Source organism: Kitasatospora sp. NBC_01300 (assembly GCF_041435235.1).
GTDB lineage: Bacteria > Actinomycetota > Actinomycetes > Streptomycetales > Streptomycetaceae > Kitasatospora.
Genome location: NZ_CP108408.1, coordinates 1018971 through 1044503, shown reverse-complemented (window position 1 = coordinate 1044503; position 25533 = coordinate 1018971). Strand labels below are relative to the sequence as shown.

Annotated in this window: 18 protein-coding genes; 10 read left to right on the top strand and 8 right to left on the bottom strand. The window is 73.3% G+C overall.

What is annotated here, in order from left to right; all coding sequences use genetic code 11:
• The first annotated feature begins 88 nt into the window (after positions 1 to 88).
• The 6 genes from OG556_RS04410 to OG556_RS04385 all read left to right on the top strand — a co-directional run bounded on the left by OG556_RS04410 (position 89) and on the right by OG556_RS04385 (position 5335).
• The gene (locus OG556_RS04410; RefSeq protein ID WP_371515954.1) at positions 89 to 568 is read left to right on the top strand and encodes an ATP-binding protein; all 480 of its coding nucleotides are present in this window, start codon (positions 89 to 91) and stop codon (positions 566 to 568) included.
• 258 nt (positions 569 to 826) lie between these two features.
• The gene (locus tag OG556_RS04405; RefSeq protein WP_371522562.1) at positions 827 to 2215 is read left to right on the top strand and encodes an NAD(P)/FAD-dependent oxidoreductase; all 1389 of its coding nucleotides are present in this window, start codon (positions 827 to 829) and stop codon (positions 2213 to 2215) included.
• Between the two features lie 144 nt (positions 2216 to 2359).
• Positions 2360 to 3328: a DUF6528 family protein gene (locus tag OG556_RS04400; RefSeq protein WP_371515953.1), complete on the top strand. Its 969-nt coding sequence runs from the start codon at positions 2360 to 2362 to the stop codon at positions 3326 to 3328.
• 264 nt (positions 3329 to 3592) lie between these two features.
• Positions 3593 to 3916, top strand: a complete 324-nt coding sequence (locus tag OG556_RS04395; protein ID WP_371515952.1) for a hypothetical protein — start codon at positions 3593 to 3595, stop codon at positions 3914 to 3916.
• Positions 3913 to 4494 carry an acyl-CoA thioesterase gene (locus OG556_RS04390; protein ID WP_371515951.1) on the top strand — a complete coding sequence of 194 codons (582 nt, stop codon included), beginning with the start codon at positions 3913 to 3915 and terminating at the stop codon, positions 4492 to 4494. The genes OG556_RS04395 and OG556_RS04390 overlap by 4 nt, the downstream gene beginning before the upstream one ends.
• Before the next feature lie 364 nt (positions 4495 to 4858).
• Complete coding sequence (locus OG556_RS04385) at positions 4859 to 5335, top strand: DUF2267 domain-containing protein (RefSeq protein ID WP_079135401.1); 477 nt, start codon at positions 4859 to 4861, stop codon at positions 5333 to 5335.
• On the opposite strand, the gene manA is transcribed toward OG556_RS04385, so the two are convergent.
• From manA to OG556_RS04350, 7 genes are all read right to left on the bottom strand, one after another.
• Positions 5218 to 6477 (bottom strand): mannose-6-phosphate isomerase, class I, encoded by a 1260-nt coding sequence (gene manA, locus OG556_RS04380; protein WP_371515950.1) that lies wholly within the window; start codon positions 6475 to 6477, stop codon positions 5218 to 5220. The two genes, OG556_RS04385 and manA, sit on opposite strands and share 118 nt — an antisense overlap.
• Positions 6478 to 6501: 24 nt before the next feature.
• Complete coding sequence (locus OG556_RS04375; protein ID WP_371515949.1) at positions 6502 to 7452, bottom strand: ROK family protein; 951 nt, start codon at positions 7450 to 7452, stop codon at positions 6502 to 6504.
• A gap of 192 nt (positions 7453 to 7644) precedes the next feature.
• Positions 7645 to 10686 (bottom strand): alpha-mannosidase, encoded by a 3042-nt coding sequence (locus tag OG556_RS04370; protein ID WP_371515948.1) that lies wholly within the window; start codon positions 10684 to 10686, stop codon positions 7645 to 7647.
• Positions 10687 to 10742: 56 nt separating this feature from the next.
• Positions 10743 to 12011, bottom strand: coding sequence for a glycosyl hydrolase (locus OG556_RS04365; protein WP_371515947.1), 1269 nt, complete (start codon positions 12009 to 12011; stop codon positions 10743 to 10745).
• 75 nt (positions 12012 to 12086) lie between these two features.
• Entirely contained in the window at positions 12087 to 13004 is a 918-nt protein-coding gene (locus tag OG556_RS04360; protein ID WP_371515946.1) for a carbohydrate ABC transporter permease, read from the bottom strand.
• Positions 13005 to 13009: 5 nt separating this feature from the next.
• Entirely contained in the window at positions 13010 to 13882 is an 873-nt protein-coding gene (locus OG556_RS04355; protein ID WP_371515945.1) for a carbohydrate ABC transporter permease, read from the bottom strand.
• Positions 13883 to 13979: 97 nt separating this feature from the next.
• The gene (locus OG556_RS04350) at positions 13980 to 15269 is read right to left on the bottom strand and encodes an ABC transporter substrate-binding protein (protein WP_371515944.1); all 1290 of its coding nucleotides are present in this window, start codon (positions 15267 to 15269) and stop codon (positions 13980 to 13982) included.
• A 170-nt stretch (positions 15270 to 15439) separates the two neighbouring features.
• On the opposite strand from OG556_RS04350, the gene OG556_RS04345 reads away from it, so the two are divergent.
• The 4 genes from OG556_RS04345 (at position 15440) to OG556_RS04330 (ending at position 24165) form a co-directional block, all read left to right on the top strand.
• The gene (locus OG556_RS04345; RefSeq protein ID WP_371515943.1) at positions 15440 to 16516 is read left to right on the top strand and encodes a LacI family DNA-binding transcriptional regulator; all 1077 of its coding nucleotides are present in this window, start codon (positions 15440 to 15442) and stop codon (positions 16514 to 16516) included.
• 215 nt (positions 16517 to 16731) lie between these two features.
• Complete coding sequence (locus OG556_RS04340) at positions 16732 to 19176, top strand: discoidin domain-containing protein (protein ID WP_371515942.1); 2445 nt, start codon at positions 16732 to 16734, stop codon at positions 19174 to 19176.
• Between the two features lie 94 nt (positions 19177 to 19270).
• Positions 19271 to 23473, top strand: coding sequence for an NEW3 domain-containing protein (locus OG556_RS04335; protein ID WP_371515941.1), 4203 nt, complete (start codon positions 19271 to 19273; stop codon positions 23471 to 23473).
• Entirely contained in the window at positions 23470 to 24165 is a 696-nt protein-coding gene (locus OG556_RS04330; protein WP_371515940.1) for a hypothetical protein, read from the top strand. The genes OG556_RS04335 and OG556_RS04330 overlap by 4 nt, the downstream gene beginning before the upstream one ends.
• 87 nt (positions 24166 to 24252) lie before the next feature.
• Here OG556_RS04330 and OG556_RS04325 read toward each other — a convergent pair whose 3' ends face one another.
• Positions 24253 to 25446 carry a DUF4157 domain-containing protein gene (locus tag OG556_RS04325; RefSeq protein ID WP_371515939.1) on the bottom strand — a complete coding sequence of 398 codons (1194 nt, stop codon included), beginning with the start codon at positions 25444 to 25446 and terminating at the stop codon, positions 24253 to 24255.
• Positions 25447 to 25533 lie beyond the last annotated feature (87 nt).

Sequence of the window (25533 nt, the reverse complement as noted above, 5' to 3'; positions counted from 1 at the left end):
CGGGCCATCCCCGGGGAAGGAACGGGCGGCCAGGTGGGTGGCCTGGGCCTGGCGAGGCCACCCCGAGCGCGTTGAGGAGCGACCGGCGATGACTCGACCCGTCGAGGTGGAGAACGCGACTGCAGCAAGGCGACTTTCGGTGGTGGCGGCGGATACCCGTGCTGGAGCCGTTGGTGCGGTTCCCTTGCCTGCGACCGTGATGCTTCCGTACCTGCCGGAGTCGGCTGCTGCGGCCCGGCGGATGGTTCGGGGGAAGTTGGCGGAGTGGGAGCTGCCGGAACTGGTCGACGATGGAGAGTTGATCGTCAGTGAGTTGGTGGCGAATGCGGCCAAGACCGGGTGTCTGACGCGGATGACGGTCACCATCCGGCGGATCACCGATCGGACGGTGAGGGTCGCGGTGCGGGACGGGTCCGGGGCGTTGCCGGTGCTGATGGTTGCGGGGGAGGACGAGGAGTGCCACCGGGGGCTGGCGTTGGTGCACAAGTTGACGAAGGGGCGTTGGGGAGCCGTGGTGGAGCCGTTCGGGAAGGTCGTGCATGCGGATCTGGTGGTAGGGCGGCCGTGAGGGGCGAGGACGAATGCGCCGAGCCGGCGGGGGTGTGGCTGGCGTGTGGGGTCTCCGTGGCCGGGGTGATGATGCTGATCCTTTGCGAGTCGTACGGGTGGGATGTCCCGGGGGCGTACGGCTGGACGCGGGTGCTGGAGCTGTTGGCGGTCTGACAGGGTGGCTGGCCGGGCGGGGGGATCTTGGCAGTGTGGGGGTGGTCCGGCGGGACCGGTGCGGCGTAGCGTCCGGGCAGGTCGGCGACGGGTGTGGGAGGTTCTGGTGGCGGTCAACGGCGAGGTGTCGTTCTGGTACGCGGCGAGCGGGCTGCCGGAGCCGGGGCCGGCGTTGCCCGGGAGCGCGGACGTCGACGTGTGCATCGTCGGCGGCGGGTACACCGGGCTGTGGACGGCGTACTACCTGAAGAAGGCGGAGCCGTCGCTGCGGATCGCGGTGCTGGAGCGCCGGTTCTGCGGCTACGGCTCCTCGGGGCGCAACGGCGGGTGGCTGTACAACGGGTTCGCGGGCCGGGGCGCGTTCGCGAAGCGGTACGGCCCGGGCGCGGCGGCGGCGATGCAGCGGGCGATGGACGAGGCGGTCGGGGAGGTCGTGGACGTCGCCGCCGCCGAGCGGATCGACGCGCACATCGTGCGTGGCGGGGTGCTCGAAGTCGCCAGGAACATGGCCCAGTTGGAGAGGCTCAAGGCTTTCGCCGCCGCCGAGCGGGCGTACGGCGAGGGCCGCGTCGAGCTGCTGGGCGCGAAGGAGGCCGCCGACCGGATCGCCGTCGCGGGCACCCTCGGCGGCACCTGGACGCCGCACGGTGCGCGGATCCAACCAGCAGAGTTGGTACGCGGGTTGGCGCGGGTGGTGCGGGAGCTCGGGGTGGCGGTGCACGAGGGGACGGCGGTGACGGCGATCCTGCCGGGCACCGCGTACGCCCGGCCGCGCGCGGTGACGCCGCAGGGCACGGTGACCGCCGAGTACGTGCTGCGCGCCACCGAGGGGTTCACGGCCGGCCTGCGCGGCGAGCGGCGGACCTGGCTGCCGATGAACTCGGCGATGATCGCCACCGAGCCGCTGCCGCCCGCCTTCTGGGCGGAAGCGGGCTGGCAGGGCCGCGAGGTGCTGGGCGACTTCGCGCACGCCTACATGTACGCGCAGCGCACCGCGGACGACCGGATCGCGCTGGGCGGCCGGGGCGTGCCGTACCGGTTCGGCTCGCGGACGGACGCGGACGGCGGCACCCAGGTGGAGACCGTGCGCCAGCTCCGGCAGATCCTGAACCGCTTCTTCCCGGCGGCCGCGAGCGCCCGGATCGACCACGCCTGGGCGGGCGTGCTCGGCGTGCCCCGGGACTGGTGCGCCACGGTGGAGCTGGACCGTGCGAGTGGCCTCGGCTGGGCCGGCGGGTACGTCGGCAGCGGGGTGACCACGACGAACCTGGCGGGCCGGACCCTGCGTGACCTGGTCCTCGGCCGGGACACCGGATTGACCGGGCTGCCCTGGGTGGGCCACACCGTGCGCGGCTGGGAGCCCGAGCCGCTGCGCTGGATCGGGGTGCACGCGATGTACGCGGCCTACCACGCGGCGGACCGCCAGGAGGCGGGCGGACGGGCCACCACCTCGCCGATCGCCCGCGTCGCGGACGTCGTCTCCGGGAGGTAGTGAACGCGGCCGCGCGGGTCCGGGCGGGTCCGGGCGGTGGCGAACACGGTGGCGAATCCGGGGCGCGGATCCGCCACCGTACGCGCCACGGCCGTTCGGACGCTCCGCCGTGCAAAGCCGCCAGGGAGCAAGCACGGTGGGGGCGTGCTGAGGAGAACGCTGGTGGCCGTGTGCGCCCTGTGCGTCCTGCTGTTCTGCGTGCCGGCGACCGGCGCGCAGGCCAGGTCGCCCGGGTGGGCGGTCGTGGTGGTGGACCAGGAGTCCCGTAGCGTCCTGGTGCTGCAGAGCGCCGAGGAGCTGATGGCCTACCGGGGCCCGGGGCGGCTGCCGGTCGTGTGGGGCTGGAGCGCCGACCGGGCGGCCGGGCTCGCGGACCTGACGCCCGCGCGGAGCTGGACGAATCCGGACGAGGCGAAGAGCCGGGTGCGGCAGGGCCGGCGCTACCTGCTGACCACCGCCTCCGGCGGCCTGGCCGCCGTCGTGGACACCACCACCGGCGCGACCCGCTGGGCGGCGGACCTGGGCGGGGCGGCCAATCCGCACAGCATCGAGCTGCTGCCGGACGGCAACGTCGCGGTCGCGGCGAGCGGCGGCGGGTGGGTGCGGCTGTACGCGGCCTCGCAGGGGCCGCGTGCCACCGCCCACGCCGGCTACCCGCTGCCGGGTGCGCACGGCGTGCACTGGGACGGCCGGACGGGCCTGCTCTGGGTGCTCGGCGACGACGTGCTGACCGCGCTGCGGGTGGGCGGCACCCCGGCGGCGCCCACCCTGACCGCCGTCCGCTCGACGCCGCTGCCCGACCACGGCGGGCACGACCTCGCGCCGGTGCTGGCCGAGCCCGGGCGGTTCTGGGTGAGCACGCTGACCGGCCTGTGGCGGTACGACCCGGCGGCCGACCGCTTCGCCGCCGTGCGGCTGGACGACCCCAAAGCCGTCCGGGACGTGAAGAGCGTCGGGGACGAGCCCGGCACCGGACGGCTGCTGACCGTGGCCCCCGACCACAGCGGGCCGTGCTCCTGGTGCACCTCGGTGATCACCCTGCACCGGCCGGACGGGACGCGGATGCTGCGCGGGACGCACCTCTACAAGGCGAGGTGGTGGGGAGGCTGGTAGCAGATCCGCGACGTGCAGGTGCCGGTTTCGGGGCTCGGGTCGGCGATGCCACCCGTTCTGCCGACGGCATTCGGATGATGGGGCATATTGTGTACCCCGGCAAACTACTCCAATAGAAGTGAGTTTCCCGTCGCCGTCCGTAAACCATCCGTCGACCGTGTCGGCTGGGATAGCGTCGAAGGCGTCGGGGGGCCGACACCGATTCGGTGTATTCGAACACCAGCTACCGGGCCGTAATGGCCGGAATGAGTCATGGAGAAAAACATGTCGAATTTGATGCCGGACAACATGCCGGAGAAAATGCCGGACACCGTCGACGACCTGCAACTCGCGGCGGAATCGCTGGCCGCTTTCCCGGCCCGGGGCGCGGCCGTCGGCGCCGATGTCACCGAGCGCCTCGCGGCGGTCGCCGAACTCTGCCGGTCGGTCGACGCGGTGCTCGACAGCCTGGTCGTCCAGGTCGCCGCGGAAGCGGCCGAGGAGGGTTGGACGGCGGCCCGGATGGCGGCGGAACAGTCCGGTTACTACGCGAGGTTGCGCCGGGCACTGCTCCCCGCCGCGACCGGCGCCGGGCTGACGCAGCAGTGAGCGCGCTGCACCCGGGCGTGCACGTGCTGTCCTGCCCCACCCGGTGGAGCGACGTCGACGAGAACGGGCACATCAACAACGCCCGGCTGGTCGGCTACGTCCAGGAGGGGATTTACGACATGTTCTGCCACCACGAGACCGCCGTCCGGGACGCCCTGTTCCCGTCCGGATTCATTATCGCGCGGCACGAGATCGATTTCCTGGAGCAGTTGTACCACCGGCCCGAGCCCTTGTCGGTGCAGTTGACGGTTGAACGGATCGGGCGGAGTTCCACGCATATCGTGGTGGATGTCTGCCGTGCCCCGCTCACCTTTATGCGGGCCAGGACCGTGGTGGTCGCACGGGACCGTGAATCCGGCCGCTCGCGCAAACTCAGTTCGAACGAGCGCAGTTTTCTCGAGGCGTTTATGCCGGACGAGGTGCGGGTCCCCGCCGCGCAGGCTGTGCCCGCTGCGCCCACCGCACCGGCCGCACCGGCCGCGCCGGTCGCGGCGCCTCCGCCGCAGCGCGTGGCGGCCCGCTCGGGCGCCGCTCTGCCGCACCGCACCCGCAGGCGGTGTCGGGCGTCGGTGGCCTGACACCCGGGCCCCTGGTGGCCCCGCGCCGGGCAGGGCGCGGGCCGGCGGCGTGATCGACAACGGCGTCGATCCGTCCGGCCGGTCTCCCTGCCGCCGTGCCGCCGTACCGCAGTACGCTGAGCAGCACGGGTACCGGCGAACCCCAGGCGGTCACGGACCGTGACGGCGCAGCCGACCGGACCTGGCCGCCACCAGCCGTCCGCCACGGGCCGTCCGCCACCAGCCGTCCGCCGCCTCCGGGCCACCGGGCCTCCGGGCCTCCGGGCCACCGGGCCGGGGATCGTCCGCGAGAGGGCCGGCGGCCCTCGGCCTCCGGCTTCCGGGCGGAGCGCAGCCGGTCCCCGCCGACCGGAAGGAGGACGCGATGACCATCTCCCCGGAGGACTTCCGCGCCCGCGTCGTCGACTGCGGGGAGTACCCGAGCGAGGCGGAGGCGGAGCACGCCATCCGGGTCGTGCTCGCACTGCTCGGTGAGCACCTGGTCGGGGCCGAACGGGCCGAGCTCGCCGACGCCCTGCCCGAGGCGTACGCCCCGCTGTTGCGCGATGCCGGGCCCGCCGCCGAACCGCTGACCGCCGAGCGCTTCGTGCGCGGCGTGGTCGGCTGGATCGACGGCGCGACCGAGGCGACCGGGCCGTGGGACATCGGGGCCGTGCTCGGCACCCTCGCCGACCTGGCCCCGGGGGAACTGGTCGACCGCGTGGTCGAGCAGCTCCCGGACGGCTACGACCTGCTGTTCGGCCACCCGGTGCCGGCCTGGGCCGGCGCGCCGGTGGTGGCCCGGAACAGCTCCGCACCCCGGCCGGTCAGCTCGACCGGTCCGGCGCCCGGCCGCAGGTAGACGGACGCGCCCCGGGGGAGGTCGAGGTCCGCGAAGCCGGGGGCGTGCAGTCGGGCGCGGCCCTCGACGCACAGCAGGATCTGCGGGGTGGGCAGCTCGGCGCGGACGGCGGCCGGACCGGGGCGCAGTCGGGAGAGTCTGAACTCCTCGGCAGGGGAGGGGAATTCCTCCTCGAAGCGGTCGCCCGGGAGCGCCGTGAGGACCTGCGGTTCACCGGTGCGGAAGGACGTGACCGCCAGCAGGCCGTCGACGTCGACGTGCTTGGGGGTGAGCCCGCAACGCAGCACGTTGTCCGAGTTGGCCATCAACTCCACGCCCACGCCCCGGAGGTAGGCGTGCGGAACCCCGGCGTCCAGGTAGAGGGCCTGGCCCGCCGTGAGCCGGACGTGGTTGAGCAGCAACGCGGCGATCAGGCCCGGGTCGCCGGGGTACTGCGCAGCGGCGCGGGCGTAGCCGGCACAGGCCTCGGCGAACGGGCCGCCCTCGGCCGCGAGCCGGTGCAACGCCCTGGTGACGTCGCTGAGTTGGGTCCGGGTAGGCCGGTCCTCGGCCAGGACCCGGCGCAGCAGCGCGGGCAGGGCCTCGGCGGCGGGGTGCGCGCGCAGGTCGTCCGCCCAGGGGGCGAGCAGCGGGACGGCGAGCGCGTCCAGCAGCCGGGCCGTGTCGGCGGCCGGGCGGAAGCCGCACAGTGCTTCGAAGTCCCCCAGGGCGCAGATGAGTTCGGGCTTGTGCCCGGGATCCTTGAAGACCCGCTCGGGTGCGTCGAGCGGGACGCCGCGAGCCTCCTCGGCCGCGTACCCGGCGGCCGCCTGGGTCCGGGTCGGGTGGACCTGGAGGGAGAGCGCCCGGTCGGCGGCCAGCACCTTGAACAGGAACGGCAGCGTCGGGCCGAACCGCCCCACGGTGTCCGGCCCGAGCATGGCGTTCGGGTACCGCTGGATGAGCTCGTCCAGCGGCTGCGGCCCGCCGGCGCCGTCCGGAGCCAGCAGCTCGGAGGGCGCCGACGGGTGTGCGCCCATCCACAGTTCGGCCTGCGGGGCGCCGGTCGGCGCGGTGCCGGTCAGCGCGGGGATGGCGGTGGGCGAGCCCCACGCGTACGGGCGGACCGGGTTGTGGAGCAGGGCGAAGGGCGGGAGCGACATGGCGCGGCCTCCGAGGGGGTCGGGTCAGCGGCAGAGCGCGGCCGCGCCGATCAGCCCGGCATCGGTGCCGAGTTCGGCGCGGCGGACGTCGAGGCCGCGGATGTAGGACAGCGTGGCGTAGCGGTCGAGGTGGCGGGCGAGCGGTGCGAACAGGACGTCGCCGGCGGTGGCGACGCCGCCGCCGACCACCACCCGGTCGAGGTCGACCAGGGCCGCGGTGGCGGCGATCCCGGCGGCGAGGGCCTGGGCGGCGCGGTCGAAGGAGGCGAGCGCGACCGGGTCGCCCGCCTCGGCGTCGACGGCGACGGCCCGGGCCGAGCGGTCCTCCCCGGCCGGGCGCCAGCCCTCGGCGAGGGCCCGGCGGGCGATCGCGGTGCCGCTGGCGAGGCCCTCCAGGCAGCCGCGCGAGCCGCACGGGCAGGGCTCGCCGTCCAGGTCGACGCTGATGTGGCCGAGGTGGCCGGCGTTGCCGCTGGGCCCGGGGCGGACGGTGCCGTCGAGCACCAGCCCGGCGCCGACCCCGGTCGACACCACCAGGCACAGCGCGTTGGCCGCGTCCCGGGCGGCGCCCTGCCAGTGCTCGGCGGCGGCCATCGCGACGCCGTCCCCGGCCAGTCGGACGGGCAGCCGCCGGGCGGCCACCGCCGGGTGCGCGGCGACCTCGGTGACCAGCGGGAAGTCGAGCCAGCCGGGGATGTTGACGGGGCTGACGGTGCCGGCGGCGAGGTCGACCGGGCCGGCGCTGCCGATCCCGACGGCCGTCACGGCGGCCCAGTCGGCGGTGGCGGCGAGCCGGTCCAGCACCTCGTGCACGACGGCGAGCACGGTCGCGCCCGGCTCCCGGGCCGGGGTGGGCAGTTGGTGCCGGTGCCGCAGCCGTCCGTGGCCGTCGACCAGCGCCCCGGCGATCTTGGTGCCACCGATGTCCACGGCGGCGAACAGCGGGGTGGCGGCGGGCGGCGGGGTGAGGGTCATCGCGGCGGACTCCAGGCGGGTTCGGGCGGGGGTGGCGCCCCGGCGGGCGGGCCGGGGCGCCGATCAGCGTAGTGCGGCATGCGGGGCGCGGCATATGGCGTGCCGGGCCCCGGACAGCGGGGGCCCGGCATGCAGCCCCGGGCGGCGGGGCCCCGAACAGCGGGGCCCCGCACGCCCGTCAGCCGGCCGTGCTCAGCCCGCCGCGCTCAGGCGCAGCGTGACCAGCTCGAACGGCCGCAGCGCCAGCCGCACCGCGCCGTCCTCCACGGCCACCTCGCCGCGGGTGCCGTCCCAGGGCCGCTCCAGCAGGTCGCAGGGGACGGCGCCGGCCAGCGGGTAGGAGGTGGTGAGCAGGCCCCGGGCGCGGCCGCCGCCCGCCTCGTAGACCCGGACGATCAGGTCGCCGCTGCGGTCGTCGGCGAGCTTGACCGCGCTGACCACCAGCGCGTCGTTGTCCAGCCGCACCAGCGGCGCGACCTGCTCGGCGCTGCCGGTGACGCGCCGCTCGGGCAGGCCGATCCGGTAGCCCTCGCGGACGGCGTCGCCGATCGCCGCACCCGGGACGAGGGCGTGCCGGAAGCGGTGCAGGCCCTGGTCGGTCTTCGGGTCGGGGAAGCGGGGCGCGCGCAGCAGCGAGAAGCGGACCGTGGTGGTGGTGCCGCCGTCGGTGTCGCGCACGGCGCGGGTGACGTCGTGGCCGTAGGTGGAGGCGGTGACGAGGGCGACGCCCCAGCCGGGCTCGTCGAGGTGGACGAAGCGGTGGTTGCAGGCCTCGAACTTGGCGGCGTCCCAGCTGGTGTTGGTGTGGGTGGGCCGGTAGAGGTGGCCGAACTGGGTCTCGGCGGCGTACCGCTCGGTGTGCACGTCCAGCGGGAACGCGGCCTTGAGGAACTTCTCGGTCTCGTGCCAGTCGACCTCGGTGTCGATGTCGAGCCGCTGCTCGCCCGCCCGCAGGGTGAGCGTCTGGACGACGGTGGACGAGCCGAAGGAGCGCGCCACCCGGACGGCGGCCTGGTCGGGGGCGGAGAGCGCCGTCAGCGCGTCCACGGCGGTCAGGTCGGTGACGGTGTTGCGGTAGAACTGGTCGACGTCCCAGGCGTCCCACATGTTGGGGAAGTCCGGGTGCAGCTGGAGCAGGTTGGCCCGGGTGCCGGGGGCGACGGTCTCCCGGCCGCTCGCCACCTCGACCACCGACGCCACCAGGCCGTCGGCGTCCACGACCACGTCCAGCAGCCCGTTGCGCAGCAGGAAGCCGCCCTCGGGCCGCTCGACGACCTCGCAGGCGCCCGCGCCGGACCCGGCCGGGGCGGCCCCGCCGGCCGGGACGGCCGAGCGCGGGTGCGGCGCCGAGTTGAACACCAGCTCGCGCCCGCCGGCGGTGTCCCCGGCCAGGGCCTGCTGGGCGCCGTCGATCAGCGAGTCCAGCTCGGCGGCCAGCGCCGCGTACGTCGCCTCGGCCTCGCGGTGCACCCAGGCGATGGAGGAGCCGGGCAGGATGTCGTGGAACTGGTGCAGCAGGACGGTCTTCCAGATCCGGTCCAGCTGCTCGTACGGGTAGGCCGCGCCGGTGCGCAACGAGGCGGTGGCGCACCAGAGTTCGGCCTCACGCAGCAGGTTCTCGCTGCGCCGGTTGCCCTGCTTGGTCTTCGCCTGGCTGGTCAGGGTGGCCCGGTGCAGCTCAAGGTAGAGCTCGCCGACCCAGACCGGCGGGTTCGGGTACTCGGCCTCGGCCTTGGCGAAGAACTCGGCGGGCTTCTCCCAGCGGACGGTGGCCGAGCCCTCCAGGTCCTTCATCCGGCCCGCCTTGGCGACCATCTCGCGGGTGGTGCCGCCGCCGCCGTCGCCCCAGCCGGTCGGGGCGAGCGAGTGCCGGGCCACTCCCTTGTCCTTGAAGTTCTTCGCCGCGTGGGCGATCTCGCTGCCCTTCATGGAGCAGTTGTAGGTGTCCACGGGCGGGAAGTGGGTGAAGATCCTCGTCCCGTCGATGCCCTCCCAGAGGAAGGTGTGGTGCGGGAACTTGTTGATCTGGCTCCACGAGATCTTCTGCGTCAGCAGCCACTTGGAGCCCGCGCTGCGGATGATCTGCGGCAGGCCGCCGGTGAAGCCGAAGGTGTCGGGCAGCCACGCCTCGTGGTTCTCCACCCCGAACTCGTCCAGGAAGAACCGCTTGCCGTGCACGAACTGCCGGGCCATCGCCTCCGAGCTGGGCATGTTGGTGTCGGACTCGACCCACATGCCGCCGGCCGGGACGAACCGGCCCTCGGCCACGGCCTTCTGCACCCGGGCGTACACCTCGGGGCGGTGCTCCTTGATCCAGGCGAACTGCTGCGCCTGGGACATGGTGTAGAGGAAGTCCGGCTCGTCCTCCAGCAGCGCGGTCATGTTGGCGGTGGTGCGCGCCACCTTGCGGACGGTCTCGCGCAGCGGCCAGAGCCAGGCCGAGTCGATGTGCGCGTGGCCGATCGCACTGATCCGGTGCGCGGACGGCACGGCGGGCGCGGCCAGCACGTCGGTGAGCTCCGAACGGGCTGCGGCCGCCGTGCCGTTGACGTCCTGGAGGTCGATCGCGTCGAGCGCCCGCTCGACCGCGCGCAGGACGTCCCAGCGGCGGGCGCCGTCCACCGGCAGCTCGGCCATCAGCTCGCCGAGCACCTCCAGGTCGATCACCAGCTGCCAGACCGTCTCGTCGAAGACGGCGAGGTCCATCCGGGTCAGCTTGTACTGCGGCTGGTCGCCGGCGGTGTCCTTGTCGCCCAACTCGGTGGGCAGGAAGGGGTGGTAGTCCAGGATGACCGGGTTGGAGGCCGCCTCGACGTGCAGCAGGACCTGCTCGCCGCCGGCCGCGGGGGCGGCGACGCGCACCCACTGGTTCTGCGGGTTGAGGCCCTTCACCGGGGTGCCGTCCGGGCGGTAGACCAGGCCCTCGCACTGGAAGCCGGGCATGTTGGCGTCGAAACCGAGGTCGATCAGCGCCTCGACCGTCCGCCCGGCCCAGGCCTGCGGCACGGTGCCGGTCACGGTGATCCAGCTGGTGCCCCACGGCGCGCCCCAGGCGTCGCCGACCGCGATCGGGGTGCGCGGCGCGGCCAGGCCCTCGGCGACCGGGACGGGCTCGCCGGGTGCCGTCCAGATGCCGACCTCCAGCGGGACGGACTCGGGGTAGACGGCCGGGCGGATGCGCTCGTCCAGGACGCGCTTGAGGCGGGACTCGACCAGCGTGCGGTCATCGTGCATGTCAGCGGGCTCCGTTGCGTGACTGAGGGGCGTGTGTGAGGTCGGGACAACAGGGGTCAGGGAGAAGGTACGTCGTCCGGGTGGACCACCTCGGTGATCCCGCGCGCGGCCAGGTGGGCCTGGTCCTCGGCGTGCTCGGCGAGGACGGTGGTCGGGCGGGCGCCCGCCTCGGCGAGGCGCATGAACGCCTCGTAGACGGCGCCGCCGGGCCCGCAGACCGAGCGCTTGGGCGCGGTCACCTCGTCCCCGGTGGCCACCACCACGGCGGTGGTGCGCGGCGCGGGCGGCTGCCAGGAGCGGCGTGCCTCGGCGGCGGCCTCGGCCAGCCGGGCGCCGGCCGGCTTGACCGCTCGGTCGGTGGTGAGCAGGCCGAGGCTGTACTCCAGCTCGGGGAAGTCGGCCAGCGAGCGGTCGACGTCGTGCGAGCACCACCAGGTGACGCCCCACACGTCCGGGCAGTCGAGCACGGCCTCGACGGTGGCGCCGGTGAACCGGGCGGCGTCCTCGGCGGTGATGTGCGGGGCGGGGGCGCCGACCTCCTGCAGCCAGACCGGGCGGGCCGGGTCGTCCGCCCAGGCCTTGGAGAGCTCGACCAGGTAGGCGGCGTGCTGCGCGGTGGCGGTGGAGTGGGCGCCGTAGCGCTGGGCGGTGCCGTTGAACACCCAGGAGTGCACGGCGGTGGCGGCGCCGATCCGGGCCGAGTGCCAGGGGGTGAAGGGGTGTTCGTCCAGGTACCAGGCGGCGTCGTAGCAGGCGTGCAGGTGCATCCGGCCGGGCGCGCCCTGCTCGCAGGCGTCGAGCATCCGGCGCAGCCAGGCGTCGGCCTGCCCGGGGGTGATCCGGTCGGGGTCGGGGTGCGGCTCGCCGGAGAACTGGTTGATCTCGTTGCCGAGCGTCATGCCGAGGAAGTTGGGCCGCTCGTGCAGCGCCTCGGCGAGGGTGCGCAGGTAGGCGGCCTGGCCGTCGAGGACCTCGGGGTCGGTGAAGATGTTCCGCCGGTGCCAGGTCTGCGTCCAGGAGGGCAGGAAGTCGAAGCTCGACAGGTGGCCCTGGAGGCCGTCCACCGCGACGTCCAGGCCGCGCTTGCCGGCCGCGTCCACCAGGGCCGCCAGCTGCTCGACGGCGCGCGGGCGGATCAGGGTGCGGTTGGGCTGGAACAGCGGCCAGAGCGGGAAGACCCGGACGTGGTCCAGGCCGAGTGCGGCGATGGAGTCGAAGTCGGCGCGGACGGCGTCGAGGTCGAAGTCGAGCCAGTGGTGGAACCATCCGGCGCTGGGCGTGTAGTTGACGCCGAAGCGGGGGCGCTGCGGTGCGGGGGTGCTCATGGGCGGGTGATTCCTCAACGGGTGTGGGGCGAACGGGCGGTGGGGTCGGCAATCGTCGGACACGGCCGGACGGGCCTAACCCTTGACGGCTCCCTCCTCGACGCCCTTGAAGAAGAAGCGCTGGCAGACGCCGAACACCACGACGATCGGCAGGAAGGCGATCATGGTGCCGGCCGCGATCAGCCGCGGGTTCGCGGAGAAGGTGCCGTTGAGGTACTGGAGTCCGACGGTGAGGGTGTACTTCTGCGGGTCGTTGAGCACGATCAGGGGCCAGAGGAAGTCGTCCCAGGCGCCGATGAAGGTGAAGATGACGATCACGCTGAGCATGCCGCGCACGTTGGGCAGGCCGATGTGCCACAGGCGCTGCCACACGGTGGCGCCGTCGACCAGCGCGGCCTGGTCGAGTTCGAGCGGGACGGCGGCGAAGGCGGTGCGCATCAGCAGCACGTTGAGCATGGCGATCGCGCCGGGCAGGGCGACGCCGGTCAGGCTGTCGGCCAGACCGAGGCCGCGCACCAGCACGTACTGGGAGACGATGGTGACCTCGCCGGGGAGCACCAGGGTGGCGAGGAAGAGGCCGAGGACGAGCTTGGCGCCGCGGAAGCGCAGCCGGGCGAGCGCGTAGCCGGCCAGGGTGCAGCCGACCACGTTGCCGGTGATGCAGATGGCGGCGACGATCAGCGAGTTGAGGGCGTAGGTCCAGACCGGGATGGTCTCGGCGACCTTGCCGTAGTTGCCGAAGGTCAGCTGTTCGGGGATGAAGCTGGGGGTGCTGGTGTAGACGTCCTCATTGGGACCCTTGAGGGAGGTGGAGAGCTGCCACAGGAACGGCCCGACCACCAGCAGCAGGACGAGCACCAGGAGCAGGTAGCGGCCGGCGGTCTGGGCGGGGGAGGGGGTGTTGAAGCCCCGGGAGCCCCGGAATCCCTGCGGGCTCTGGGAGCTCTGGGAGCCTTGAGCGCGGCGGGCGGCCTTCGAACGGGGGGAGGTCACGGGGTTCAGGCCGCCTTCCGGTTCAGGCGCATCAGCAGCAGCATCGGGCCGAGGGTGATGACGAACAGCATCAGGCTGAGCGCGGAGGCGTAGCCGAGGTGGCCGTTGAAGCCGCGGCTGTACATCTGGATCAGCATCACCACCGACATGTCCCGCCCGCCCGGGCCGCCCTGGCCGTGGGAGAGCACGTACAGCTCGGAGAAGACGCGCAGCGCGCTGACCGAGATGAGGACGGAGACCAGCATCATGGTCGGCCGCACCCCGGGCAGGGTGACGTGCCAGAACCGGCGGATCGGGCTGGCGCCGTCGACGGCCGCCGCCTCGTGCAGTTCGCGCGGGACGTTGGCGAGGGCGGACAGGTAGATGACCATGTAGTAGCCGAAGCCCTTCCAGACGGTCAGGGCGATCGCGCTGAACAGCAGCAGCCAGCGGTCGGTGAGGAAGGCGACCGGGGAATCGGTCATCCCGGACTGCTGGAGCAGGCCGTTGACCAGGCCGCGGTCGTCCAGCACCCAGCCCCAGATCAGCGCCACCACGACGGCGGAGGCGATGACCGGGGTGTAGAAGGCGGTGCGGAAGAAGGTGATGCCGGGGATCTTGCGCTGGACGAGCAGGGCGAGCAGCAGCGGCAGGATCGTCAGCAGGGGCAGGCAGACCAGCATGAAGACGATGCTGTTGAGCAGGGCGTCGGCGAGCTGTTCGTCGTCGAGCAGGCGCCCGTAGTTCTCCAGGCCGGTGAACTGCCCGCCGCCCAGGGGCTTGGCGCTGGTGAACGACAGGATCACCGTGTTGACGGCCGGCCAGAGGTTGAAGACGGCCAGCCAGAGTATCGCGGGCCCGGCGAGCAGCCAGGGGGTGAACCAACGCCGGTGGGTCATGCCGTTGCCTTCCTGGGGGTGGTGCGGGTCATTCCCGGGTGCGGCGGGCGGGGGGTGGCCCGCCGCTTGACCGGTACGGTCGGGGTGGCGGTGGCCGTTAGCCCTTGAGCAGCTTGTTGCACTGGTCGACGGCGGAGTCGAGCGCCTGCTTGGAGCTCGCGTCGCCGCTGATGGCCAGCGCGATCTGCTGGTTGACGATGGTGCTCATGGCGTCGTCGACCTGGACGGGCTGGATCAGCTTGGCCTTGGCGAGCGAGTCGAAGGCGACCACCTTGGCGTCGCCGGCGTTGGTGCCGTCGCTCTTGCTGAAGAACGGGTCGTTCGCGGAGGCCTTGGTGGACGGGAAGACGCTGGTCAGGTGGGAGAACGCGGCCTGGTTCTCGGCGCTGGTGACCCAGCGGGCGAGGGCGACGGCGGCGGCCGGGTTCTTGGTGTTCTTCGGGATGGTCAGGCCCTGCACGTACAGCGGCGGGACGCCCATGGTGGGGGAGGAGACCATCTTCGGGGCCATCGTCGGGTTGTCGGTGGCGAGGCTGGTGATGAAGTTGCCGCCGCCGGTGGTCCAGGCCGCCGTGCCCGCGTTGAAGAGCTTGGAGTTGCCGACGTAGGTGTTGGTCAGCACGTCCTTGGGCAGCAGGCCCTCCTTGAAGGCGTCGCGGTACTTGTCGAGCAGCGCGGCGGCCTCGGGGGTGTTGAAGGTGAAGGACTTGCCGTCGTCGGACATGAGCTTCACGCCGGCGTTGTAGAGGTCGCCGAGGCCCGGCTTGCGGCTCATCAGGTAGGTCTGGCCGCCGGACTTCTCCTTCATCGTCCGGGACTGGGCGATCAGGTCGTCCAGGCTGGCGGGGAGCTTCTTCGGGTCCAGCCCGTTCTTCGTCAGGAGTTCCGAATTCCAGTAGTTCACATCGGTGTTGAGGTACCACGGGTAGCCGAAAGTGCCGTTCAGGCCGGTGTAGCGGTAGGCCTCGACGCCGCCCGCGACGTACTCGTCGGCGAGCTTGGGGTCGGCCTTGAGGACGTCCAGCAGGAGGTCCTTCTTGGCCAGCGGGAAGGCGAAGTCCGGCGGGAGGTTGACCACGTCGGGCAGGCCGCCGGCCGCGGCCTGGCTGAGCACCTTGTCGGAGTAGCCCTCGCCGGGCTGGTCGAGCCACTCGACCTCGACGCCGGGGTACTTCTTCTTGAAGCCGTCGAGGACGCCCTGCATGTAGTCGGTGAACTTCGGCTTGAGCGCCCAGGTCTGGATCGAGACCTTGCCCTTGACCTCGCCGGTGGCGGCCGCACTCGCCACGCTGTCGCTGTTCTTGCTTTCGCTGGAGCCGAGTCCGCAGCCGGTGAGTGCGGCCGCGGTGATCGCCGTCGTGGTCAGTGCCGCCCAGATTCTTCGCATGAGGGTCTCCCGGTCCTGGGGGTGGGTGGGGGATCGTGCCGAGCTCGGGGGGTGGTTTTGGGTCACGGGGGTGGTGCCGAGTTCCAGAACCTGTCTTACTAAACCGGTCTAGCTATGCCAGGGACTATGCTCCCGCCTAAACTTGGATGTCAAGAGAGGAGTCGGGTTCTGTGGCCAGACCGACGATCGCCGACATCGCGCGCCAGGCCGGTGTCTCCAAGGGCGCGGTGTCCTTCGCGCTCAACGGCCGCCCCGGCGTGAGCGAGGCGACCAGGGCCCGGATCCTGCGGGTCGCCGAGGAGATGAACTGGCGCCCGCACAGCGCCGCCCGGGCCCTCGGTGGAGCCAGGGCCGACGCCGTCGGGCTGGTGATCGCCCGCCCCGCCCGCACCATCGGCGTCGAGCCGTTCTTCAGCCAACTGCTGTCCGGCCTCCAGGCGGTGCTCTCGGCCAGCTCCGTCGCGCTGCACCTGATGGTGGTCGAGGACACCGCCGCCGAGATCGAGGTCTACCGGCGCTGGGCCTCCGAGCACCGGGTCGACGGCTTCATCGTCGTCGACCTCCAGGTCCGCGACCCGCGGCTGCCGGTGCTGGACGAACTCGGCCTGCCCGCCGTCGTCCTGGGCGGGCCCGGCAAGGGCGCCGGCCCGCTGCGGATCTGGGCCGACGACCGGGAGGCGATGCTCTCCATCGTCGACTACCTGGCCGCCATCGGGCACCGCCGGATCGCCCACCTGGCCGGGCTGCCGCACTTCCAGCACACCCAGCGCCGGATCCGCGCGCTGCGCGACGCCTCCCGCCGGCTCGGGCTGGAGGAGGCCGTGTCGGTGCCCACCGACTTCAGCGACGCCGAGGGCGCCGCCGCCACCCGCACCCTGCTCTCCCGGCCCCGGCGGCCCACCGCGATCGTCTACGACAGCGACGTGATGGCCGTCGCCGGGCTCGGCGTGGCCGGGGAGATGGGCGTCGCGGTGCCCGCCGAACTGTCCATCGTCTCCTTCGACGACTCGGTGCTGGCCCGGATCGTCCACCCGCCGCTGACCGCGCTCAGCCGGGACACCTTCGCGCTCGGCGAGCAGGTCGCCCGCAGCCTGCTGGCGGCCCTCGACGAGGCCGGCTCCGGGCGCGACCTGCAGATGCCCACACCGCGGCTGACCGTGCGCGAGTCCACCTCGCCGCCGGGGGCCGAGCCACCCGACGGGGTGGTTGCTGCGCGAGTCGTTGACAGCGCTCCTGAACCGGTTTAGGTTCGCTGCGCCGAGCGGCCTCCGCCCGGCGCGTACCCAGGCCCGCACCCTCCGCAGGCCCGCACCCCCGGCGGGCCCGCCGCGCCGCGGCTGCGGCCGGCCGCAGCCGCGACACGGTCACCCCGCGTCCTCGCGCACCGCCACGCCCACATGCACCCGGCCCGTCCACGCCGACGGCCCGCCCCCACCCACCTCCGCTCGATCGGAGCCACCGCATGTCACGACGGATACCCCTGCTGCTCAGCGCCGCCCTCGCGGCCGCCGTGCTGGGCGCCGCCCCCGCCGCCCACGCCGGGCCACAGGCGCCCGCCGCCCCGGCCGCCGGCACCCCCGGCACCCAGCCCTACGCCTCGTACTGGTACCCCTCCACCATCCTCAACTGGGACCCGGCCACCGACCCGGACGCCCGCTTCAACCGCTCCCGCGTCCCGCTCCAGCCGCGCACCAGCGACCCCGCCCTCAAGGCCAACCCCAACGCCCGCACCGGCGAGGGGAAGATCGCCTCCCTGGTCTCCTTCGGGCCCACCTCCAACAACCCCTCCCAGGGCTCCGCCGACCCCAACTACTACGCCTTCGGCTACTGGCAGTACGTCGACAAGCTGGTCTTCTGGGGCGGCTCGGCCGGCGAGGGCCTGATCCTCGCCCCCAACCCGACCGTCATCGACGCCGCCCACCGCAACGGCGTCAAGGTCTACGGCACCGTCTTCTTCCCGCCCGCCGCCTACGGCGGCCAGCTCCAGTGGCTCCGCGACTTCGTCCAGAAGTCCGGCAACAGCTACCCCGTCGCCGACAAGCTCGCCCAGGCCGCCCAGTACTACGGCTTCGACGGCTGGTTCATCAACCAGGAGACCGGCGGCGGCGATTCGGCCCTCGCCACCGAGGTGCGCAACCTCATGCAGTACAGCAAGGCCAAGAGCGGCACCGAGTTCATGTGGTACGACGCCATGACCACCTCCGGCTCGGTCAACTGGCAGAACGCCCTCACCTCCGCCAACTCCCCGTTCCTCCAGGACGGTTCGAAGCGCACCTCGGACTCGATGTTCCTGAACTTCAACTGGAGCTCCGGCGGCCTGAACTCCTCCCGCGCGCTGGCCCGGCAACTCGGCCGCAGCGAGTACGACCTCTACTCCGGCATCGACACCGAGGCCAACGGCTACAACACCGGCGTCGACTGGAAGTCCCTCTTCCCGACCGGCCAGCCGCACACCACCTCGCTCGGCCTCTACCGGCCCGAATGGACCTGGAAGTCCGCCACCGACCGGGCCGACTTCTACGCCAAGGACGCCCGCTACTGGGTCGGCGCCGACAACGACCCGTCCAAGGCCAACCCCTCCGACAGCTGGCCCGGCCTGGCCGGCTACGTCGCCGAGTCCTCGCCGATCACCGCCAAGCCCTTCGTCACCAACTTCAACACCGGGCAGGGGGACTTCTACAACTCCGCCGGCACCCGGGTCGCCACCGGCGGCTGGAACAACCTGTCCCTCCAGGACGTCCCGCCGACCTACCGGTGGATGGTCGACTCCAGCGGCAGCAAACTCACCCCGTCCGTCGACTTCACCGACGCCTACCAGGGCGGCTCCTCGCTGCGCCTCACCGGCACCCTGGACGCCGCCAACACCGTGCGGCTGTACGAGACCAAACTGCCCGTCGCCGCGAACACCAAGCTGGACCTGGTGGTCAAGGCCCCGGCCGCCGGGCCCACCAAGCTCAAGGCCGCGGTCTCCTTCACCGACGCGCCGAACAGCTTCACCACGATCGACGTCGGCGCCAACTCCGGTACCGGCTGGGAGCGGCACACCCTCGACCTCGCCCCGTACGCGGGCCGCACCATCGCCCAGCTCGCCCTCCGGGCCGACGGCTCCGACCCCGCCTACGACGTCCGGATCGGCCAGATCTCCGTCCACGACGGCGACGTGGGCGCCCCCGCGGCGCCCAGCGGCCTCACCGTCCTCGGCGCGAGCGACGTGACGGCGGGCTCCAGCCAGTCGCTGCGGCTCTCCTGGACGGCCGCGCCCGGCGGCGACGTCCACCACTACGAGGTGTACCGGCGCAACGCCGACGGCAGCCGGACCTTCCTCGGCGCGACCCCCAACGACGCGTACTACGTCGGGCGGCTCGACCGGGCCGGCACCGAGGACGCCACCACCCTCGACATCGAGGCCGTCTCCACCACCTACGGCCGCTCCACCGCCGCCTCCACCACCATCGGCTGGACGGGCACGCCGCCCGCGACCGGCGGCAACCTGGCGCTGAACCGCCCGGCCACCGCCTCCGGCCAGTGCAACGCGAACGAAGGCCCGGCCAAGGCCGTCAACGGCAGCGTCACCGGCGGCACCGGCGACAAGTGGTGCAGCCTGAACAGCTCCAAGTGGCTTGAGGTGGACCTCGGTTCGGCCAAGCAGCTGTCGAAGTTCGTGGTCAAGCACGCGGGCGCGGGCGGCGAGAGCGCGGCCTTCAACACCCGCGACTTCTCGATCCAGGTCCGCTCGAACACCACCGACCCCTGGACGACGGTCGCCGACGTCACCGGCAACACCGCGGGCACCACCACCCACCCGGTGACCACCACCGCCCGCTACGTCCGGCTGGTCGTCACCAAGCCCACCCAGAACACCGACCCGGCCGCCCGGATCTACGAGTTCGAGGCCTGGGGCCAGTAACCGGGCACGTCAGCAACTCCCGCCGGGCGCGGCAGCCAATTCCGCGCCCGGCCCAGCGCCCGGCCCCCGTACCTGCACCGAAAGGACCCTCCCCGTGCCGGTCACCATCACCGCCGTCGAGAACACCGACCTCTTCACCGGTCCCGAGGAAGCCCCGCGCCAACTGCTGCGGGTCACCCTCGACGGCCCGGCCGCCCGGATCACCGTCAGCGGTCCGGGCGTGCGCGGCGAGGCGACCGGCACGGGGCTGGTCGAAGTCCCGCTGGAACTCACCGGCGCCCCCGAGCCGGGCACGCAACTCCCCGTCACCGTCGAGGCGGAGGGCGCCTCCGTGGACGCCCTGGTGGAGGTCGCCGAACCCGGCTGGACGATGTTCCTGGTCTCGCACTTCCACTACGACCCGGTCTGGTGGAACACCCAGGCCGCCTACACCTCCCCCTGGGAGCTGCTCTCCGCCGACGCCACCACCCGGCCGCTCTGGGAGCGCAACGGCTTCGCGCTCGTCGACGCGCACATGGACCTCGCGCTGCGGGACCCGGTGTACAAGTTCGTCCTCGCCGAAGTCGACTACCTCAAGCCGTACTTCGACCAGCATCCCGAGCGCCGCGCGACCCTGCGCACGCTGCTGGAACGCGGCCAGGTCGAACTCGTCGGCGGCACCTACAACGAGCCCAACACCAACCTCACCGGCGCCGAGACCACCATCCGCAACCTCGTCTACGGCATCGGCTACCAGCGCGACATCCTCGGCGGCGACCCGCAAACTGCTTGGCAGCTCGACGTGTTCGGGCACGACCCGCAGTTCCCCGGCCACCTCGCCGCGGCCGGCCTCACCGGCAGCGCCTGGGCCCGCGGCCCCTTCCACCAGTGGGGCCCGATCCAGAAGAACTTCCGCGAGGCCAAGGACGACGCCCGGGTGATGCAGTTCCCGAGCGAGTTCGAGTGGATCGCCCCCTCCGGCGAGGGCGTGCTCACCCACTACATGCCGCACCACTACTCGGCCGGCTGGTGGATGGACTCCTCCCCGGACCTCGCCACCGCCGAACAGGCCGTCTACGAGCTGTACCGCAAGCTCAAGCCCGTCGGCGCGACCAGGAACCTGCTGCTGCCCGTCGGCACCGACTACACCCCGCCCAACAAGTGGGTCACCGAGATCCACCGCTCCTGGGCCGCCAAGTACCTCTGGCCGCGCTTCGTCTGCGCCACCCCGCGCGACTTCCTCGACGCCGTCCGGGCCGAACTCGCCGCCACCGGCCGCCGGCCCAGCCCGCAGACCCGCGACATGAACCCGGTCTACACCGGCAAGGACGTCTCGTACATCGACACCAAGCAGGCCCAGCGGGCCGGCGAGGTCGCCGCCGCCGACGCCGAGAAGCTCGCCACCCTCGCCGCCGTCCACGGCCTGGGGCAGTACCCCACCGCCGCCCTCGACAAGGTCTGGCGCCAACTCGCCTACGGCGCCCACCACGACGCCATCACCGGCTCCGAGTCCGACCAGGTCTACCTGGACCTGCTCGGCGGCTGGCGCGAGGCGCACGACCTCGCGGCCGCCGTCCGGGACGAGGCGCTGGACGCGCTGACCGCGCGGATCTCCACCGCCGGCGTCGGCCCCACCGCCGGCGCGGGGTCGGCCGTGGTCGTCACCAACACGCTCTCCTTCGACCGGACCGACCTGGTCGTCGTCCAACTGCCCCCGCAGACCGGGGCGGTACGAGTGCTCGACGACCGGGGCGAGCCCGTGCCGAGCACCGTCGACCGGGGGGCCCTGCGCTTCCTCGCCGCCGACGTCCCCGCGCTCGGCTGGCGCACCTGGCGGCTGGTGGAGGGCCCGGCGGCGCAGCCCTGGACGGCGGCCGAGGGCGTGGTGATCACCAACGACCGCTACCGGGTGAGCGCCGACCCCGTCCGCGGCGGCGGCCTGTCCTCCGTCCACGACCTGCTGCACGACCGGGAGTTGATCCAGGGCGGCCGGATCGGCAACGAACTGCGGGTCTACGAGGAGTACCCGCAGCACCCCGACTTCGGCGAGGGCCCCTGGCACCTGGTGCCCAGCGGGCCGGTGCGCGGCTCGGGCACGGCCCCGGCCGACGTGCGCCGTGAGACCGGCCCGCTCGGCGAGCGGCTGGTGATCGGCGGCACCGTCGACGGGATCCGCTACGAGCAGACCGTCACCCTGTGGCGCGGTCTCGACCGGGTCGACTGCCGCACCCGGGTCGTCGACTACTCCGGCGCCGACCGGCTGCTGCGGCTGCGCTTCCCCGTCGACCTGCCCGGCGCGCTGCCGGTCAGCGAGGTCGCCGGCGCCGTCGTCGGGCGCGGCTTCGCCCTGCCCGACGTCGACTCCGCCGAGGCGCCGTGGACCTTGGACAACCCGGCCAACACCTGGTTCGGCCTCGGTGCCACCGCGCGCGCCGTGCTGTCCGATCCGGCCGGATCGCCGCTGGGGGAGCGGGCGCTGGGCGTCGCCGAGGTGGTCGTGCCGAGCCTGGACGACGCCGCCGACGCCCGCCCGCTGGTGGTCGCCCTCGCCCGGGTCGGCGTCACCGCCACCACCTCCGGCGCCGACTGGGCCCGGTACGGCTGGCTGGACGTCGACTCCAACCTGCCCGACTTCCGGATCGTCCTCGGCGGGCCGGAAGAGAACGACGCCGCCCGGGAGTTGATCGAGCGGGCCGGCGAGGAGTACGCGAGCGTCCTCAAGACGCGCGGCGCGGTCTGGGTGCCCGCACTCACCCCGCTCGCCGAGGTCTGGCAGCCCGGCGCCGACCTGCGGGACCTGCGGGCACTGCCCGCGCTGGTCGTCACGGACGCCGCCGCGCTGGTCGCCGACCTCGCCGACGCCCGGATCAGCGCCGTCTGCCCGTCCGAGGTCGTGGACCAACTCGCCGACCACACCGTCGCGTTGCTCAGCTTCGGCCTGCCCGGCTTCGCGGTCGACAGCACCGGGGCCCTGCACCTCTCGCTGATGCGCTCCTGCACCGGCTGGCCCTCCGGTGTCTGGATCGACCCGCCCCGGCGCACCCTGCCCGACGGAGCCTCCTTCCAACTCCAGCACTGGACCCACGAGTTCAGTTACGCGCTGGTCGGCGGCCCGGGCGACTGGCGGAGCCAGACCCTGCCCGCCCAGGGCCAGGAGTTCAACCACCCGCTCCACGCCCGGATCGCGCCGCCGCAGGACGGCCCGCTGCCGGCCACCCTGTCCTGGCTGCGGATCGAACCGCAGCGCGAAGTCCTGCTCGGCGCGCTCAAGCCCGCCGGCAACCCCATCGCGCACGGGTCGGCGGCGGCGGTCGGGCGCGAACTCGCCGTCCGGCTGGTCGAGTCGACCGGTCTGGGGCGCACGGCGGAACTCGGCGGCGCACTCGGGCTGAGCCACCTGCGGCCCGCCGACCTGCTGGAACGCCCCCTCGGCGAGGCCGTCGATCGCGTCGACCTGGCCGGCTCGCAGATCGCCACCCTGCTCGCCGCCCCCGGCGTCTCCGCCGAACCCGGCGGCCCGGTCCTCGGCCCGGTCGCCGAACCCGCGCAGCCCGTCCACGCCCGCTACTGGCTGCACAACCGGGGCCCGGCGCCGCTCGGCTACCTGCCGGTCTCCGTCGGCGCCTCGCCCGGCCTGCTGCGGACGGACGGCGAGGCGGTCGAACTCTCCGTCGCCCTGTCCTCGCAGCTGCGCGACGCGGCGGTCGAGGGCACGGCCGTCGTCCTGCCGCCCGAGGGCTGGCGGACCAGCCTCGGCAGCCGCCCCTACCGGCTGGAGCCCGGCGGCCACCTGCGCTTCCCGGTCACCCTCACCCCGCCCGCCGAAGCGCTGCCCGGCCTGCACTTCGCCGCCGTCCGGATCGTGCACGACGGCCAGGAGATCGAGGACGTCGTGACCATCGCCGTCGGCGACCTCCCCGACCTGCTGCCCGTCCCCGGCGACACCCCCGAGGACTGGACGATCGCCCAGGGCACCAAGGCCACCACCGGCCGCGACACCGGCCTGGACGTCGCCGTCTCCGAGGAGGCCCTGCGCGTCACCCCGGGCGGCCGCACCACCCTCGGCCTCACCCTCACCAACCGCACCCGCGGCGAGATCCGCGGCGAACTCCAACTCGTCTCCCCCTGGGGCACCTGGGAGGCCATCGCCGACCCGGTCCGCGGCTTCACCGTCCCGGCCGGATCGTCCTCGACCGTGGACTTCGAGATCGCCGCCCCCGAGTCCACCGACCCCGGCGCCTACTGGGCGCTGGCGAAGGTCATGTGGTTCGGCCGCTGCCAGTACGCCCCGACCGTCGCCCTGGAGGTGGAGGCGTGACCCTCGGCCTGCTCGACGGAAAGCCCCTCCCGCGCGCCGCCCTCGACCACCGCCTGGCCGCCCTCCGCACCGGCCCGCGCTCCACGGCCCTGCCCCAGCCCGGCAGTTCGGAGGACCGCCAGCTCACCCGCTGGGTCGCCCAGGTGCTGCTGACCGAGGCGCTGTGCGAGGCGGTCGCCACCGAGCGCGACCTGCCCGTACGGGCCACCGGCCCGGCTCGCCTGGACCAGCAGGCCGCCGTCGAACTCGGCTCCATCACCGCAGCCGCCTACGAGGGCAGCGCGGCCGTCCGGGCCGTCTACGCGGCGGTCACCGCCGACGTCGAACCCTCCGCGGACGACATCGCCCACTACCGCACCCTGACGGCCCGCCCGCAGCCGACCGTCTGGCACCTGGCCCTGCCCGACGGCGAACTCGACGCCGACCCCGACACCCTCCCGACCGCCCTCGCCGAAGCCCTCCGCGAGGCTCCGCCCGGCACCTGGGTCACCGTCGGCCCCTGGAGGGCCGCGCTCCGCTCCGTCCACACCACCTCGGAGGACCGCGACCCCACCGCCGACCTCACCGAAGCCGCCCGCCGAGCCGCCTTCGTCCGCTGGCTCGACCACGAGCGCGCCCGACGCCTCACCCTCGTCGAGGGATTGGAGCACCCCGGCGACCCGGCCCAACCCGACAACCACCACCGCCACTGAGGCACCGCCACTGGGGCACCGCCACTGAGACACCGCCGCTGCCGACCTCGCCGGGATCACCAGCGAGGTCGGCAGCGGAACGGGCGGTCAGACGATCTTGCAGGGCGCGTACGCGGAGCCCAGCTGAACGGCCGCGCCCAGGCGGTGGTTCCCGTCCTGGATGCTGATGCCGCCCGCGCTGACCTGGATCTTGATCGGTTCGAGCGCGGCGCTGTTCTTCATGCCGGTGACGGCGGCGCTGAGCCGCTTCTCGTCGAGCCCGCCCGCCACCGTCTGCGCACGACCGCTGGCCTGTTGCAGCAACGCGACGCTCACCTCGACCAGTTGGCCGGGACGCACGCCCTGCGCGGCGAAGTCCTGCAACTGGTCGATCTGCGCGCCCTCGAAGGTCCCGGCGCCGGCCCGGACGTGGTAGCTGGAGTCCCGCTGCCGGTTGACGTGGCCGCTCAGGTCCGCCTGGGCCTGCTCGGGGCCGATCTCCATGTTGACGAGCTTGTAGTAGGTCTCCAGGTCGTCGTCGGCCTTGATGTACCCGTAGCTGCCGTCCTCGTCGAAGATCACGCGATCCTCGGTGCCCGCCAGCTGGTAGATCTTCTCGTAGTGCTCGTCGGTCAGCTTCTGGTCCAGGATGAGCCGCAGGCCCGGATAGTCGGCGTCGACATGGGTGTGCTCGCCCTCCTCCCCGGCGGGCTTGGCCGTCGGGCGCCGCTGCACCGAGGGCTCGCCGGCCTGCGTGCCGTGCGCGTGGGCCGCGTGTTCCGCTGCGGACTCCCGGGCGAGCGGCCGGGACAGCACCCGGGAGGCGTTCGCCTCGGCCTCGCGCTCGAAGCGGTCCGAGGGGTCGCTGACCCGCAGCCCGCTCCCGTTGTCGGTGCCCGCGACGGGGCCGCTGCGCTGCTGGATGACGTGGGTCAACTCGTGCGCGAGCGTGTGCTTGTCGCCCCCTCCGGAGCCGAGCACGATGTGGCTGCCCGAGGTGTATGCGCGGGCGCCGATCCCGGCCGCCGACTCCCGGGCGGTCGCACCCGTGTGCAGCCGGACATCGGAGAAGTCCGCGCCCAGCCGCGTCTCCATCTCGGCCCGGATCCCGTCGGCCATCGGCGTGCCGGGGCTGCGCAGCACCTCGTGGACGGCGGAGCGCTGCACGTCGGCCGCGGCGTGCTGTTCCTGTTCCTGCTCCAGCATCCGGCTCACCGCGGCATTGCCCACGGCCCGCTGCATGGCGGTGAGCGCCGCGGGCGTCACGACCCTGGCACCGGACGGGCGCCGCACAGGAGTCATCGGCCGACTGCTACGGCCCGGTCGTCGGTCGGCGGCAAGCGCACTGCCGGGGTCATGGGCACGCACAGGAAAGGCCCCTTCGAGGGA

Bases quoted from the DNA above. Each gene is read 5' to 3' on its own strand.
- OG556_RS04395 (WP_371515952.1), top strand. From the start codon at position 3,593: ATGTCGAATTTGATGCCGGACAACATGCCGGAGAAAATGCCGGACACC.
- OG556_RS04325 (WP_371515939.1), bottom strand. From the start codon at position 25,446: ATGACTCCTGTGCGGCGCCCGTCCGGTGCCAGGGTCGTGACGCCCGCG.
- manA (WP_371515950.1), bottom strand. From the start codon at position 6,477: ATGTCGCTCCCGCCCTTCGCCCTGCTCCACAACCCGGTCCGCCCGTAC.
- OG556_RS04375 (WP_371515949.1), bottom strand. From the start codon at position 7,452: ATGACCCTCACCCCGCCGCCCGCCGCCACCCCGCTGTTCGCCGCCGTG.
- OG556_RS04410 (WP_371515954.1), top strand. From the start codon at position 89: ATGACTCGACCCGTCGAGGTGGAGAACGCGACTGCAGCAAGGCGACTT.
- OG556_RS04365 (WP_371515947.1), bottom strand. From the start codon at position 12,011: ATGAGCACCCCCGCACCGCAGCGCCCCCGCTTCGGCGTCAACTACACG.
- OG556_RS04355 (WP_371515945.1), bottom strand. From the start codon at position 13,882: ATGACCCACCGGCGTTGGTTCACCCCCTGGCTGCTCGCCGGGCCCGCG.
- OG556_RS04340 (WP_371515942.1), top strand. From the start codon at position 16,732: ATGTCACGACGGATACCCCTGCTGCTCAGCGCCGCCCTCGCGGCCGCC.
- OG556_RS04385 (WP_079135401.1), top strand. From the start codon at position 4,859: ATGACCATCTCCCCGGAGGACTTCCGCGCCCGCGTCGTCGACTGCGGG.
- OG556_RS04370 (WP_371515948.1), bottom strand. From the start codon at position 10,686: ATGCACGATGACCGCACGCTGGTCGAGTCCCGCCTCAAGCGCGTCCTG.
- OG556_RS04350 (WP_371515944.1), bottom strand. From the start codon at position 15,269: ATGCGAAGAATCTGGGCGGCACTGACCACGACGGCGATCACCGCGGCC.